The organism is Micromonospora echinospora, assembly GCF_900091495.1.
Classification (GTDB): domain Bacteria; phylum Actinomycetota; class Actinomycetes; order Mycobacteriales; family Micromonosporaceae; genus Micromonospora; species Micromonospora echinospora.
The window spans coordinates 5,067,467-5,081,893 of record NZ_LT607413.1 but is presented as its reverse complement, the minus strand read 5'-3'; the positions used below and the strand labels follow the sequence as shown (position 1 = coordinate 5,081,893).

Sequence of the window (14,427 nt, the reverse complement as noted above, 5' to 3'; positions counted from 1 at the left end):
CGTGCTGGGCGGATCTTGGGGTTGGGGTCACCGGAGTCTGCGGTAGAGGGCGTTTCCGCCGAGTTGGATGCCGATCACCATGACGACCAGGATCGCGACGGTGCCGTACATGATCTGGTCGTTGAAGTTCTGGTAGCCGTAGGTCAGGGCGACGGCGCCCAGGCCGCCCGCGCCGATCGTGCCGGCCACCGCGGTGAAGCCGAGCAGCGAGATCACGCCGAGCGTCATCTGCGAGACGATCGCCGGCACCGACTCGGTGACGATGACCCGGAAGGTGATCTGCCAGTCGCTCGCGCCGAAGGAACGTGCCGCCTCGACGAGGCTCGGATTGACCTCCTTGAAGGCGCTTTCGAGGAGTCGTGCGATCAGCGGGCTGCCCGCGAAGGTGATGGCGAAGACCGCCGCCCACACGCCGATCGACGTGCCGACCACCAGGCGGGTGAGCGGGATGATCGAGATGGCGAGGATGATGAAGGGCACCGACCGCAGCATGCTGATGACGGTGCTCACGATCTCGTGGACCGTCCGGTTGGGTCGAAGCCCGTGCGTGTCGGTCGTCACGAGCACCAGGGCGAGCGTGAACCCCACGAGGGTGCACGTGACGAACGAGCCGAGCAGCATGGTGATGGTGTCGAGCAGCCCGGGCAGGATGATCCGCTCGAACAGCTCGGAGAACTCGTACTGGTACATCAGATCTCCGTCCAGTCGGCACCGAGAGCGGTCAGGCCGTCGCACACCGCGCGGAGGTCGGCGTCTGCCACGTGCAGCAGGAACGATCCCGAGACGCGGTCCCGGTAGCGGTCGAGCCCGCCCCACGAGATCTCGAACGGCACGCCGGTGCGGATGGCGAGCTGCGACAGCAGACTGGATCCCGCCGCTTCCCGCTGGACGACCCGGACCAGCGAGGTGCCGGGAGCGACGTCCGGGCGACGGCCCGCGTCCCGGATGAAGTCCCCCAGCAGCTCCGGCTTCTCCAGGAAGAAGTGCTCGACGTCCCCCTCGGCGCGCAGGCGGCCATTGCCGAGCAGGCCCATCCGGGTGCACACGGACTTCATGACCGCCACCTCGTGGGTCACCACGACGATCGTGAGGCCGAGCTCGGCGTTGATGCGCCTGAGCAGGTCGAGGACCGCCTCGGTGATGTTCGGGTCGAGCGCGGAGGTGGCCTCGTCGCACAGCAGGATCGTCGGATCGTTCACCAGGGCCCGCGCGATGGCCACCCGCTGCTTCTGCCCGCCGCTCAACTCCCGGGGCAACGCCTTGAGCTTCTCGCCGAGTCCGACGAGGTCGAGAAGATCACGCACCTTGCGGTCGGCCGCCGCCCGGCGCACGCCCTGGCACTTGAGGGGGAAGTACACGTTGTCGTAGACGTTTCTGCGTTCCATCAGGGAGAACTGCTGGAACACCATGCCGATCCGGCGGCGGAACGCCGGCAGGTCCCGGTCGCCGATGGCGCGTACGTCCGTGCCGTCGACGATGAGGCTGCCACTGTCGATCCCTTCGAGCCGGTTGATGCACCGCAGCAGCGTGGACTTCCCCGCGCCGCTCACGCCGACCAGACCGAAGATCTCCCGCTGGTCGATGCGCAGGTTGATCCCGTCGAGCACGACGTGATCGCCGTATGATTTCCTCAGGTCACGGAACTCGATCACCGCCGCCACCCTTCCTGCACGCTCGTTTGAACCTCGACACCATTCGGGAAAGGGCAGGCGACCGCGCGTCGGTGTGGCGATCGCCGCGGCAAGCCCCGTGCGGCCCATCGCCACCGACACCGTGTGCTCGTCGCTCGGAATCGGCGAGGAAGGTCAACCGCCGGACCGACGGTGGGCCATGTCCTCGCCGCAAGCGCCCGACGTCCCGGAGGGGGTCACGCTCTCCGTCCCGTCGGCGTCACGCCGCTATCCTGCTCGCGGATGCCGGATGACCAGCAACTTCACCATGCCGGAACCATACTAAACCCAGCGGCGAAGTAGGGTATACCTGTGACCCGGTTCATAGACATTCGTCCACTATGGACAGCTTGCCCCGCCCGCCCCACCGTCGCGCTCGTCGGCGCAGGCCCCCGAGGGGTGTCGCTGCTCGAACGGATCGCCGCCAACCTCGCGGACTTCCCCGAGATCGACCATCTCGACATACATGTCATCGACGACACACAGCTCGGCGCGGGTCGTATCTGGCGTACCGACCAGACCCGTCAGATGTGCATGAACACCCTCGCGGGGGCGGTGACACTCTTCACCGACGACAGCGTGACGATGGCCGGCCCGGTCGTACCCGGGCCCACGCTGTTCGAGTGGTGCCGGCTCGCGCTCGATGCCGCCTACCCGTCGCCGTCGTCTGCGGTCCAGGTGGCGGACATCGATCCGGCCCACCGCGCCGCGTTCGCCTCCACCACCGTCCGGCCGGGCTTCGTCGACGACTACCGCGACGAGTTGGAGGCGATCACGGTCGCGTCCCATCCGAGTCGACCGCTCTACGGCGAGTACCTCCGCTGGTGCTTCGAGCGGGCGCTGCACACCATGCCGGAACGCGTCACGGTCACCACCCACCTGGCGCGAGCCGTCGCCGTGCACGAGGACAGCGGACGCCAACTCGTCGAACTCAGCACCGGTACGGTGCTCGCGTGCGACGCCGTCGTGGCCGCGCCCGGGTGGCTGCCGCGCGCCCACACCGACGAGGAGCACGGCTTCCTGGCGGCGCTGGCCAGGCATCCCGAGATGACGTGGGTACGCCCCGACAACCCGATCGACCAGACCCTCGGGGATGTTCCGGATGGGGCGACCGCGATCGTACGGGGGCTCGGGATGGGCTTCTTCGACGCGATGACGCTGCTGACAGTCGGCCGTGGTGGACGGTTCGTCGACGACTCACGGACGCGGGCGGGCGTGCGCTACGAACCGTCGGGCCGCGAGCCACGGATGCACGTCACCTCCCACCGGGGCGTCCCGTACCGGGCGAAGTCGCTCTACGGCTCACTGCCGCCCTCGGCGCCGCAGCGTCACCTGCGGTCGGTCGACTGGTCCACGGTCCCACGCCCCATCGACTTCGACCGCCAGCTGTGGCCGCTCATCGTCAAGGACGCGTTCGTCGACTACTACGAGACCCTGCACCGCGTGCGCCCCGAAGCGTTCGCTGCCCCACTGGCCACGGTCCTCGCGGCGATCGACACCGCCGACGGCCTGCCGTCGGCGCTCGACGCCGCGATAGCGCCACACGTCCCGGACGCCACGGACCGGTTCGACCTGCCGGCGGCGATGTCACCGGTCTGCGGACCGTTCCCCGATCCCGAGACGTTCACCGCCCGGGTCGCCGACTACCTGACCGAGGACCTGGCCGAGTCGGCGAAGGGACGGGACAGCGCTATCAAGGCCGGGCTGTGGTCGATCAGCGCGGCGCGGAAGCCGGCGAACGTCATCGGAACGTTCGGCGGCTTCGACGCCGAGTCGCGCGCGAACGGATTCCGCACCCTCCAGGCGTTCGGCGGCATGGTCGGCAGCGGTCCACCGGCCTTTCGCAGCCGGCAGTTGCTGGCTCTCGTGGACGCCGGTCTCGTCAGGTTCGTCGGGCCCGCGGCGCACGTCGTCGCCGACGCCGAGCTCGGCCTCTTCCGCGCCGAGTCGCCCGCCGTCGCCGGCTCCGCCGTCACCGCTCCCGTGCTCGTCGACGCCTGGATGCACGCGCACGACGTCAGGGCCAGCGCCGACCCGCTGACCCACTCGCTCGCGGTGGCGGGCCGCATGCGTCCGTTCAGCGTGAGCGGACGGGACGGACGTCCGCACCTCACCCGAGGATTCGACGTCGACCCCCGGACGGGGCTACTGGTCCACCCCGACGGCACGCGCGACGCCGCGCTCCACGTCGCCGGCATCCCCCTCGACGAGGTCATGGGCGACACGGTCATCAGTCCGATGCCGGGCACCGACGCCACGATGCTGCGGGAGACCGACCGCGTGGCCCGTAGCGCCCTGCGGGTGGCGGCGGATGCCGCCACCTCCGCCCGGACGTCGCCACCGTCTGGTCAGTAGGCCGTGTCGTGGGCAACGCCACGACGGCGCGCAGGTGGTCTTCGCGGCGCCGTTGGGACCGAGCAGTCCCACCAGTTCACCCCGGTCGAGGTCCAGCCGCCCGTCCCGCAGCACCGGCCGGCCGCCGAGGCCCACGTCGAACCGGTCGATCTCCAGCGCTCTCACGGTTGCCCCTCCGCGTCGTCAGGGTTCCCGGTCCGCGTATGCCGAGGCGGGTCAGGGTGACGCCCCGGTCGCCCATCGGAGCGGTGGCCCGTGAACGTACGGCCGTCACCGACGTCACCACGAGGCCTTGCGGACCCCGGGCAGCTCGCCCCGCAGGGCCAGCTCGCGGAACCGGACCCGGGACAGCCCGAACCGGGTCAGCACGCCACGCGGGCGACCGTCGATCTGGTCCCGGTTGCGCAGCCGCACCGGGCTCGAGTCCCGCGGCAGCCGACTGAGCCGGCGGACCATCTCGGCGCGTACGTCCGGCCCGGTGTCCATATGGCTGATCGACCGTTTCAGCGCGGTACGCGTCCCGGCGTGCCGGGCCACCAGGTCCTCGCGACGGGCCTGCCGGTTGCCCAGGCTCCGGCGTGCCATCAACGCGCCTCGCGGAACTCGACGTGCCGGTGCACGACCGGGTCGTACTTGCGCAGCACCAGTCGGTCCGGGTCGTTACGGCGGTTCTTGCGGGTCACGTACGTGTAGCCGGTGCCGGCGGTGCTGCGCAGCCGCACGATCGGGCGCACGTCGGTCTGGCGGGCCATCAGACCTTCACCCCCCGGCCGCGCAGCTCGGCGACCACCTTCTCGATGCCCTTGCGGTCCACGGTCTTCAGTGCCTTCGCGGTGAGGGTGAGGCTGACCCACCGCCGCTCCGACGGCAGCCAGTAGCGGTGGTTCTGCAGGTTCGGGTTCCAGCGGCGCCGGGTGCGCCGGTGGGAGTGGGACACGGCGTTGCCGAAACTCGGCTGCGCGCCGGTGACGTCACAACGTCTGGACACAGTGAGGCTCCTTGCTCAGGTCACCACATTAACGGTAACGATTTTCAGTTTTACATCACCCGTTCGACCCGAGTACACCGACCCCGGGCGCCCCCGCCGGCCGTCACTCCGGACCACCACTGGCCCATTCGGCCTCAGCCCGCCTAGAATGACAATCGTTTCCAACAAAGCCGGAAGGATCATGATGCCGTCGTCACCCCAGGCTCCGGCCGCCGCCGTGACAGCCGACGCCGACGCCCGCCCCTCGCTGACCGTGCTGTCCGGGTTCTGGCCGGCGGCGACCTTCGCCGTCGCCGTGACGCTGCTCGCCGCCGATCCCTCGGTGCTGCTGGTGCGACACGACCTCACCAGGCTTCGGGACGGCGTCGTCCGGCGCGTGGTCCGCTCCGGCGCCGGCACTGTCGAGGACGAGCAGGTCGACCTGAGACACGGCTGCGTCTCCTGCACCCTCCGCGAGGACGTACTACCCACCCTCACCCGGCTCGCCCGCAGCAACCCCCGTCACGACCTGATACTGATGCTGCCCGAGGTGGTGGAACCGGAGGCGGTCGCCGCCGCCTGCACGCACTGCCTCGTCGACGGCGCCCCGATCACCGATCTGATCCATGTCGACTCCTACGTGACCGTCGTCGACGCCGAGCACCTGATCGACGCGCTCGCCAGCACCGACGACCTCGCCGCCCTCGGTATCCAGGCCGCTGACGACGACCACCGCGGGTGGGCGGACGTCGTGGTGCGACAGATCGAGTACGCCGACACGCTCGTGCTCTGGGGACAGTCCCGGGAGGGCGCCTTCGACACCAGCAGGTTGACGGTGCTGCTGAAGCGGATGGCACCGTGGGCGGTCCACTTCGGGGTCGACGGCGACCTCGTCGACGCCACCGCGCTCGCCCGCCAACTACGCCACACCCACCGGCACCGGCCGGAGACCCCCGGGATCCTCGCGCGCGGCCTACAGGGATACGCGCTGGGCACGCACGAGCCGGAGGCTGACTGCGGCGTCGTCTCCTCCGTCTTCCGCGCCCGCCGTCCCTTCCACCCGCAGCGGCTGCACGACATCCTGGAGGAGGTCAACGCCGAGATGATCCGCTCCCGAGGCCACCTCTGGCTGGCCAGTCAGCCCGACACGGTGGTGGCCTGGGAGTTCGCCGGCGGTGGCCTGTCCATGGGCTCGCTCGGGCACTGGCTGGTCAGCCTGCCGCAGGACCGGTGGGAGTACGTCGGTGACCAGCGCCGGCTCGCCGCCGCGCTGGAGTGGGATCCCTACTACGGAGACCGACACCAGCACCTGGTCTTCATCGGCATCGACGTCGACCCCGTCGAGCTGCACCGCACCCTCGCCGGCTGCCTGCTCACCGACGCCGAACTCGCCGACGGCGAGGAGACGTGGCGCGGCTACCAGGACCCGTTCGCCGGCTGCTTCCCTCTGGGCACGGAGGAGCTGACCGCCCCCGCCCCCGACACCGACACCGACACCGACACCGACACCGACACCGAAGGAGCCCAGCCCGCATGAAGCCCGGCATCCACCCCGAGTACCGACCCGTCGTCTACCGCGACAAGGGTGCCGACTTCGCCTTCCTCACCCGATCCACCGCCACCAGCGACCAGACGATCGAGTGGACCGACGGCAACACCTACCCGGTCATCGACGTCCAGATCTCCTCCGCGAGTCATCCCTTCTGGACCGGCAAGCAGCGCCTGCTCGACACCGCCGGCCGGGTCGAGAAGTTCCGCAACAAGTACGCCCGCCCCGAAGGCCGGGCCGGCAGGTGACGACCGAGCCGCCCCTCACGCACGCCGGGTGGCCCAGGTCGGCTCTCGACCGCGGCTCCTCGGCGCCGACCACCAGCAGCGCCTGGCGCTCCCCTGAGCGTCTCCACGAATCGTAGCGACGCGGTCCGCGTCAGATCGGTGCATGATCGAGGTCAGTCCACCGTCGGCTTCCGGCCCACGCCGCCGAGAATCCAGACCTCTTCCGGCGTGATGTCGGTTTCGGTGTCGGGCCGCCAGGCGGGAACGAACACCAGGCCGGGGTCGAGGAGGTGCACGCCGTCGAAGAAGCGTTCGATCTGCTCGCGCGAGCGGTGGGTGGCCGGATACCTGGTGTTCCGGTAGACCTCCTTGGCGCCCCCGGCGTTGTCCGGCCTGGGGTCGGCGGTGGCGTGGTTGACGACGAGGTAGCTGCCCGGCGCCATCGCGTCGCGGAGACGGGCGACGATCGCGTACGGGTCGGTCTCGTCGTCGATGAAGTGCAGGACGGCCACCAGCAGAATGGCCATCGGCTGGTCGAAGTCGATCAGCGCCCGGGTCTCGGGGTGGTCGAGGATGGCATCCGGGTCGCGCAGGTCCGCCGTGATCACGCTCGTGGTCTTGGCCTCGGTGGTCAGAAGGCGCGAGCGGGCCAGCACCTTCGGATCGTTGTCGACGTAGACCACGCGTGCGTCCGGCGCCTCGGCCTGGGCGATCTCGTGGACGTTGCCCTGGGTCGGCAGGCCACTGCCGATGTCGAGGAACTGGCGGATGCCCGCCTCCCGGGCGAGGAATCGCACGGCCCGTTGGATGAACGCACGGTTCTCCCGGGCCATGAGGATCACCTCGGGAGCCGCTGCGAGCACCTTGTTCGCGGCCCGGCGATCGGCTGCGAAGTTGTCCCTGCCACCCAGGTAGTAGTCGTACATCCCGGCAGCAGTGGGGACGGAGGTGTCGATGCCGTCCGACTGGCCTGAGCGATCCGTGGTCACCTGTCTCCGAGTCCTTTCCCGAGCCCGTCCACATCGTCCGTCGGGAACTGACGCTAGCCGGCAACCCAGCGTGACGTCACGTCCCGACGAGGTGACCGCGGAGCACGCCCGCCCCCTGCGCTCCCTCGGCTACGCCGCTGAGCATCGGGACCGCCAACCCTGTCCCACGGTCACCACGACATGGCTTCGACCTCGGATTGTTCACGCTGGCACCGGGTCAGGCAATGTTGCCTTGTCGGAATGTGGCTCGCCGACGTTGCTCTGGACAGCCGAATGTCGCCAGCCAGCCCGGGTGGCGGGCCGAGCACGAGCCCCGTGGTCAGCCCTCCCCCGATCGTCCCAGGGCTGATCGTCGGGCTCGCCATCGACGCCGCCGGGCGGCTCGACCTGCGAACCGGCTCCAGGTGGTCTCGTCAGCAGGGATCGATGTAGTAGATCGGGTCCCAGTCGATGCGTACCGGATCGGGGTCGGGCTCGAGGGACACGCGGATCACCCGATTCTGGTTCAGCAGGTGGGCTGTGGCGCTGTCGGTCTGGGCGTTCTTGGCAGAACCGTCGCCGATGAAGTTGGTGAGCGATCGCTCGGTGCAGTAGTAGAGGTAGTACACGGTGTGCAGACCGTTACCCTCGCCGGCAGCAACGCACAGACGCTTGCTCGGGCAAAGGTCGATGAGGAGGTTCCGCTGTTCCGTGTCCACATTCGGGAAGCGCCTTTCAAGGTCGGTGTAGAAGGGACTGACCACCGGTGTCCAGGCCGTCGCCCGGACGTCGGCCGCACTCGAAGCCCCCGCGCGCGTCGCTTCTGCGGCCTGTGCCGTCGGCGTGCTCATCGAGAACACCGAGACCAGCACGACCAGGGCAGCGACGATGGCCGTCATGCGGGGGCGCGACCGCCCAGTTCCGCCGGTGTGCCTCCGGGAAGGACCTCTCCATGGTTGTGGCATGCGAAATCCCGCTCCTCTCAGGATGTGCCGTATGGTGCCGGCCAGGCCGACCCGCACGGCGCGTTCACTGTCCGTCCCCATGAGGATGCGCGCCGTGGCGTGTGGGTGTCCTTACGGCTGCGTGCACAGTGGTGCGGTCTGCGCGCACTCCTGGCCCGGACCGCGCTGCCCGGATCGACACACGGCCACGTCGACGCCTTCGCCGTCGACGGCGGCCAAACCGCATGACCAAGCCAAGGACACGAAGGAACAACGCCGGGGCCGTGGGGCTTGAAGTCGGCGCGGTCCTGCCGTAGAAATTCTTCAGTAACTTTCGATGAATTGAAGACTAGCGACGACTCCCCCGCCCCTCGCGCGGTGGCCGTCATCCCCCAACGTCGGCGGCCACCCGTACCGATTCGAGGAGAGAGCATGAACAGGCGTGACATCCTGCGGCGCAGCGCCGCCGCCGGCCTGCTGGCCACCCCCGCCGCCGGCCTGCTCGCCGGCTGCGCCACCTCCGGCGGTGGCGACGAGGGCGACACCAAGACGTACCAGGGCACCAAGAGCGAGCAGAACCCGCTGGGCGTCAAGGAGGACGCCCCGCTGGAGGTCGTGATCTTCAACGGCGGGTTCGGCGAGGACTACGCCAAGGCCCACGAGGCCATGTACACCGAGCGGTACCCGAAGGCGACGATCAAGCACACGGCCACCCAGGAGATCAGCAAGACCCTCCAGCCACGCTTCGTCGACGGCACCCCGCCGGACGTGGTCAACAACTCCGGCGCCGGCCAGATCGACTTCAACGGCCTGGTCTCCCAGAACGCCCTCGCCGACCTCGGCGAACTGCTCTCGGCCCCGAGCCTCGACATTCCCGGCAAGACCGTCAAGGAGACGCTGCTGCCGGGCGCGGTGGAGGTCGGCTCGTACGACGGCCGGTTCCTGGTGATGAACTACACCTACACCGTCTACGGCATCTGGCACTCCACCAAGCTCTTCGCCGACCGCGGCTGGGAGTACGCGAAGACCTGGGACGACCACATCGCCCTGTGCAAGAAGATCAAGGCCGCGGGCATCGCTCCCTGGACGTACGCGGGCAAGCACCCCCGCTACATGAGCTGGCCGGTGATCTCCACGGCGATCAAGTTCGGCGGCCCCTCCGTGGCCACCGCGATCGACAACCTGGAGCCCAACGCCTGGAAGTCCGACGCGATGAAGGCCGCCGCCGACGCCTGGCACCAGATCGTCAAGGACAAGTACATCCTCGACGGCTCGCCGGGGCTGGACCACGTGCAGTCGCAGACCGCGTGGTGCCAGGGCAAGGCCGCGTTCATCTCCTGCGGCTCCTGGCTGGAGAGCGAGCAGAAGTCGGTCACGCCGCCCGGGTTCAACATGACCGTGGCGCCGACCCCGAGCCTCGGCAGCGGCGACAAGCTGCCCTTCGACGCGATCCGCGGCACCGCCGGCGAGCCGTTCATGGTGCCGGCCAAGGCGAAGAACGTGGCGGGGGGCCTGGACTACTTCCGGACCATGCTGTCGAAGAAGGGCGCCCAGGACTTCACGAAGAAGGTCTCCAGCCTGACCGTGGTGGCCGGAGCCACCGAGGGCGTGGAGCTGCCGTTCGGTCTCACCTCCGTGGTCAAGGCGCTGGAGACCTCCGGGACCAACGGTTTCAACTGGGTCTACAACAACTACTACCGGAAGTTGGAGCGCAACCTGGTCGACGCCGCGTGCGGCGAGTTCTTCAGCGGGCGCATCGGCCCGGCGGAGTTCCTGGACCAGTGCCAGAAGGGCGCCGACTCGATCGCCCAGGACAGCTCGATCAAGAAGTACAAGCGGGCGGCGTGACACCTGCGGCCGGGCGGGGCAGCGCCCCGCCCGGCCGCCGTCGGAGAGTAGGCCCTTGTGAAACACGGCAAGTACCCGCTGATCGTCACCTTCCTGGTGCCGCCGCTGCTGCTGTACGTCGTCTTCGTCGTCTCGCCCTACCTACAGGCGTTCCAGATCTCCACCACCGACTGGCTGGGCTACTCGGCCGAGGCCAACCCGGTGGGCCTGGCCAACTTCCGGGCCCTGTGGCACGACGACTACGTCTGGAACGCGTTGAAGAACAACGCGGTCCTGCTCGCCCTGGTGCCGGTGCTGACCATCGCGCTCGGCCTGTTCTTCGCCACCATGCTCAGCATGGGCGGACGCCGGGGCCGGGCCGGGGTCACCGGGGTACGCGGCAGCGCGCTCTACCGCACCGTCTACTTCTTCCCGCAGGTGCTCTCGGTGGTGATCATCGCGGCGCTGTGGAAGGAGGTCTACCAGCCCAACGCCGGGCTGCTCAACGGCATCCTGCGCGCGGTCGGGCTGCCCGCGCCGGCCTGGCTCGGCGACCCGCGGACCGCCTTCTGGTGCGTGCTGGCGGTGATGATCTGGGCCAACGTCGGGTTCTACGTGGTGCTCTTCGGCGCCGCCATGTCGGCGATCCCCCGGGAGATCTACGAGGCGGTGCTGCTCGACGGCGCGTCGCGCTGGACGACGCTGCGCCGGATCACCATCCCGCTGCTCTGGGACACCGTGCAGGTCGCCTGGATCTACCTGGCCATCGCCGCGCTGGACGGCTTCATCCTGGTGCAGCTGATGACCAACGGCGGCCCCAACTTCTCCTCCGACGTCATCGGCGTCCGGTTGTACGACACCGCGTTCGGCAGCGAGACCAAGTTCGGCTACGCCTCGGCGATCGGTGTGGTGATGTTCTTCCTGACCCTGTCGGTGGCCGTGCTGGCGCTGCGGGTCGGCCGGCGGGAACGGATCGAGTTGTCATGACGACCCTGGACAAGACCACCGACGTCGCCTCCGACCGGGGTCGCACTGGTACCGACCGGACGGTCCGCCGCGACCTGGGCGTGGTGAACGCTCTCTCGCACGGCTTCCTGCTGCTCTGGAGCGCGCTGACCGTGCTGCCGCTGCTGTGGATGTTCCTCAGCTCGTTCAAGAGCAACGCGGAGATCCTGGCCGACCCGTGGGGCCTGCCCGGCGAACTGCGCCTCGACAACTGGGTCCGGGCGTGGACCACCGCGCACATCGGCCAGTACTTCCTCAACAGCGCGATCGTCGTCACCGGCTCGGTCGCCCTCACCATGCTGATGGGCGCCACCGCCGCGTACGTCTTCGCCCGGTACGAGTTCCGGGGCCGTCAGCTCGCCTACTACCTGTTCGTCGGCGGTCTGATGTTCCCGGTCTTCCTGGCCCTGGTGCCGTTGTTCTTCGTCGTGCGCAACGCCGGTCTGTTCGGCACCTGGACCGGACTGGTCCTGGTCTACGCCGCGTACTCGCTGCCGTTCACGGTCTTCTTCCTCACCGCGTTCTTCCGCACCCTGCCGACGTCGGTGGCGGAGGCGGCGCTGGTCGACGGCTGCGGACACTTCCGGCTGTTCTTCCGGGTGATGCTGCCGATGGCCCGCCCCGGGATGATCAGCGTCGCCATCTTCAACTTCCTCAGCCACTGGAACCAGTTCCTGCTGCCGCAGGTGCTGCTCCAGGGCGACGACTCGAAGTGGATGCTGGCCCAGGGCCTGGCCGCGCTGTCGGTCAGCCAGGGCTACGCGGGCGACTACGCGCAGCTCTTCGCGGGCCTCACCATCGCCGTGGTGCCAGTGCTGCTGGTGTACGTGGCCTTCCAGCGCCAGGTCCAGTCGGGCCTGACCGCCGGCCAGCTCAAGTAGTCAGGTCAGGGGCGCGTACCAGTGGGCACCGGTGACCCGGATCCGCCGGGACTGCTTGCGGTTCCACTCCACCCGCATGCCGTGCCTGTGCAGCACCGGGAAGGCTACCTCGTCCAGGAACCGCTCCAGGTCGGCCTGGTAGCGGGCCTGCTGTTCGGCCTCCGACAGGGCCGCGTAGGCGTCCTCGTCGAAGTCCGCCGGCGGGTAGACGCCGTAGCCGAGGTAGACCTCGCCGTCCTCGCTCGCGACGAGCGACTCCGTGTCCTGCTGGTGGTACCAGAGATATCCGTGCCAGTGTCGGGAGCCGTCCCGCTCGTCGTGGATCTCCGCAGCCGCGCAGGTGCCGCAGCAGGTGAAGTTCTCCCTGGCCACCACACCGAGCTCAGTGAGTTCGTCGAAGGCGCGGGTGAGGTTGCTCCGCACCTCACCCCAGCCGCGCTGCTGCTCCCGCCGGGCAGCCAACGCCTTCTCGTACGCCACCCGGAGTTCCTCGTCGGTGGCACCGTGCCGCTGCTCGTCGACGTCGAAGAACTCCACGAACTCGTCGGCGTCGTCCTCACCGCGCACGATCCAGTCCCAGATCTCGTTCTCGATTGCCGTGCGGCCCGGTTCCGTGATCCGCTCGGCCAGGAACCGCACGCCCTCGGGGCGGTCGTTGTAGATCCATCCAGTCACGGCGATGATCTTCCCACCCGCCTCCGACAATCTGGGCCGGACCGCCGGGACGGCCACCGGGGCCCTGCCGACCCTCGACACGCCGGAGCGGCTGACGCTCCCCGGTTCCGACCAAGCCCGCGGCAACCTGCTTTACTGCTCCTTCTGCTGGTACGTTTCATCCATCGGATGCTCATGTCGGCCTCGGGGCTGAACATGCCGGGTCAATGTCGATAGTTGAGGGGAAGATGGCATCCGCCAACATCAAGCAGGTCGCGCAGCACGCCGGTGTGTCACTGGGAACGGTCAGCAACGTGCTCAACCGGCCGGACCTGGTCTCGCCGGCGACCCGCCAGCGGGTACTCGACTCCATCGCGACGCTCGGTTACGTGCGCAACGACTCGGCCCGGCAGTTGCGGGCCGGCCGTAGCCGCACCGTCGCCATCGTCGTCCTCGACATCTCCAACCCGTTCTTCACCGACGTGGTACGGGGAGCCGAGGCCGTCATCGAGGAAGCCGGCGGGATGCTGGTGGTCTGCAACAGCGGCGAGGACGTCAGCCGTGAAACCCGTCACCTGGACATGCTCGAAGAACAGCGCGTCCAGGGGTTGCTCATCACCCCCGTCTCCGACGGGCACCACGCCCGCCTGGACGCGCTGGTCGACCACGGGATTCCCGTGGTGCTCGTCGATCGCGGTTCCGGTCGTCCGAGTCGGTGCTCGGTGGCGGTGGACGACATCGTCGGCGGCCGGCTGGCCGCCGACCACCTGGCCGACAACGGCCACAAACGCATCATCTTCGTCGGCGGCCCGATGAACATCCGCCAGGTCTCCGACCGCCACGCGGGCGCCGCCGCCGCGCTCACCGAACGTGACGACAAGGTGCATCTCGACATCCATCCGACGCCGACCCTCTCGGTCGCGGCCGGACGTCAGGCCGCGGACGCTCTCGTGGCACTGCCGGCGGACCGGCGGCCGACGGCGGTCATCTGCGCCAACGACCTGCTGGCGCTCGGCGTCCTGCAGGGGCTCACCACGCACGGCGTGCAGGTGCCCGACGACATCGCGCTGGTGGGCTACGACGACATCGAGTTCGCCGCCGCCGCCGCGGTTCCGCTGAGTTCCGTCCGCCAGCCCCGCGAGCAGCTCGGCCGCACCGCCGCCCAGTTGCTCCTGGAAGAGTCGGTCGACAACGCGAAACACAGCCACCGGCACGTCGTGTTCCAGCCGGAGCTGGTGATCCGGGCGTCCAGCGCCCGCGACCGGAAACGACGCGGCCGGGCCTGACGGCCGGTCTTCCCTCCCGCACGGCCACCGCCACCACCGGGCAGCGCCGCGTTCATTTCAGCCGGGCGCCCCGGCCGCACTCCCGGTACGCGCA

General features: G+C 69.2%; 15 protein-coding genes and 1 pseudogene. 7 read left to right on the top strand and 9 right to left on the bottom strand.

What is annotated here, in order from left to right; genetic code table 11:
• Window positions 1–27: 27 nt before the first annotated feature.
• Complete coding sequence (locus tag GA0070618_RS22790) at window positions 28–690, bottom strand: methionine ABC transporter permease (protein ID WP_088983438.1); 663 nt, start codon at window positions 688–690, stop codon at window positions 28–30.
• Window positions 690–1,772 (bottom strand): methionine ABC transporter ATP-binding protein, encoded by a 1,083-nt coding sequence (locus tag GA0070618_RS22785; protein WP_170107899.1) that lies wholly within the window; start codon window positions 1,770–1,772, stop codon window positions 690–692. Before GA0070618_RS22785 ends, GA0070618_RS22790 begins: the two co-directional genes overlap by 1 nt.
• 210 nt (window positions 1,773–1,982) lie before the next feature.
• On the opposite strand from GA0070618_RS22785, the gene GA0070618_RS22780 reads away from it, so the two are divergent.
• Window positions 1,983–4,025 (top strand): FAD/NAD(P)-binding protein, encoded by a 2,043-nt coding sequence (locus GA0070618_RS22780; RefSeq protein ID WP_197701600.1) that lies wholly within the window; start codon window positions 1,983–1,985, stop codon window positions 4,023–4,025.
• Window positions 4,026–4,058: 33 nt separating this feature from the next.
• Here the strand turns inward: GA0070618_RS22780 and GA0070618_RS22775 are convergent.
• From GA0070618_RS22775 to rpmB, 4 genes and pseudogenes are all read right to left on the bottom strand, one after another.
• Window positions 4,059–4,190 (bottom strand): annotated as a pseudogene (locus GA0070618_RS22775) (ABC transporter ATP-binding protein); the annotation flags it as partial.
• A gap of 114 nt (window positions 4,191–4,304) precedes the next feature.
• Complete coding sequence (gene rpsN, locus GA0070618_RS22770; protein ID WP_088983437.1) at window positions 4,305–4,610, bottom strand: 30S ribosomal protein S14; 306 nt, start codon at window positions 4,608–4,610, stop codon at window positions 4,305–4,307.
• Window positions 4,610–4,777 (bottom strand): 50S ribosomal protein L33, encoded by a 168-nt coding sequence (gene rpmG, locus GA0070618_RS22765; protein ID WP_088983436.1) that lies wholly within the window; start codon window positions 4,775–4,777, stop codon window positions 4,610–4,612. The genes rpsN and rpmG overlap by 1 nt, the downstream gene beginning before the upstream one ends.
• Complete coding sequence (rpmB, locus tag GA0070618_RS22760; RefSeq protein ID WP_088983435.1) at window positions 4,777–5,013, bottom strand: 50S ribosomal protein L28; 237 nt, start codon at window positions 5,011–5,013, stop codon at window positions 4,777–4,779. Before rpmB ends, rpmG begins: the two co-directional genes overlap by 1 nt.
• 184 nt (window positions 5,014–5,197) lie before the next feature.
• Here rpmB and GA0070618_RS22755 point away from each other — a divergent pair, with 184 nt between their 5' ends.
• Together GA0070618_RS22755 and GA0070618_RS22750 are read left to right on the top strand one after the other, a co-directional pair.
• Window positions 5,198–6,529 (top strand): CobW family GTP-binding protein, encoded by a 1,332-nt coding sequence (locus GA0070618_RS22755; RefSeq protein ID WP_088985754.1) that lies wholly within the window; start codon window positions 5,198–5,200, stop codon window positions 6,527–6,529.
• On the top strand, window positions 6,526–6,789 hold the full coding sequence (locus GA0070618_RS22750; protein WP_088983434.1) for a type B 50S ribosomal protein L31: 264 nt from the start codon (window positions 6,526–6,528) through the stop codon (window positions 6,787–6,789). The genes GA0070618_RS22755 and GA0070618_RS22750 overlap by 4 nt, the downstream gene beginning before the upstream one ends.
• A gap of 152 nt (window positions 6,790–6,941) precedes the next feature.
• Here GA0070618_RS22750 and GA0070618_RS22745 read toward each other — a convergent pair whose 3' ends face one another.
• Complete coding sequence (locus tag GA0070618_RS22745; RefSeq protein ID WP_269148435.1) at window positions 6,942–7,757, bottom strand: SAM-dependent methyltransferase; 816 nt, start codon at window positions 7,755–7,757, stop codon at window positions 6,942–6,944.
• A gap of 413 nt (window positions 7,758–8,170) precedes the next feature.
• Window positions 8,171–8,635, bottom strand: a complete 465-nt coding sequence (locus tag GA0070618_RS22740) for a hypothetical protein (RefSeq protein ID WP_088983432.1) — start codon at window positions 8,633–8,635, stop codon at window positions 8,171–8,173.
• A 477-nt stretch (window positions 8,636–9,112) separates the two neighbouring features.
• On the opposite strand from GA0070618_RS22740, the gene ngcE reads away from it, so the two are divergent.
• Genes ngcE through GA0070618_RS22725 form a run of 3 tightly spaced genes read left to right on the top strand, consistent with a single transcriptional unit; the run spans window position 9,113 to window position 12,393 of the window.
• Complete coding sequence (ngcE, locus tag GA0070618_RS22735; RefSeq protein WP_088983431.1) at window positions 9,113–10,528, top strand: N-acetylglucosamine/diacetylchitobiose ABC transporter substrate-binding protein; 1,416 nt, start codon at window positions 9,113–9,115, stop codon at window positions 10,526–10,528.
• A gap of 57 nt (window positions 10,529–10,585) precedes the next feature.
• Window positions 10,586–11,494, top strand: coding sequence for a carbohydrate ABC transporter permease (locus tag GA0070618_RS22730; RefSeq protein WP_088983430.1), 909 nt, complete (start codon window positions 10,586–10,588; stop codon window positions 11,492–11,494).
• Complete coding sequence (locus tag GA0070618_RS22725; protein ID WP_088983429.1) at window positions 11,491–12,393, top strand: carbohydrate ABC transporter permease; 903 nt, start codon at window positions 11,491–11,493, stop codon at window positions 12,391–12,393. The genes GA0070618_RS22730 and GA0070618_RS22725 overlap by 4 nt, the downstream gene beginning before the upstream one ends.
• On the opposite strand, the gene GA0070618_RS22720 is transcribed toward GA0070618_RS22725, so the two are convergent.
• Window positions 12,394–13,068 (bottom strand): DUF6891 domain-containing protein, encoded by a 675-nt coding sequence (locus GA0070618_RS22720; RefSeq protein WP_143740401.1) that lies wholly within the window; start codon window positions 13,066–13,068, stop codon window positions 12,394–12,396.
• A gap of 227 nt (window positions 13,069–13,295) precedes the next feature.
• On the opposite strand from GA0070618_RS22720, the gene GA0070618_RS22715 reads away from it, so the two are divergent.
• Entirely contained in the window at window positions 13,296–14,333 is a 1,038-nt protein-coding gene (locus GA0070618_RS22715) for a LacI family DNA-binding transcriptional regulator (RefSeq protein ID WP_088983427.1), read from the top strand.
• Window positions 14,334–14,427: the final 94 nt, after the last annotated feature.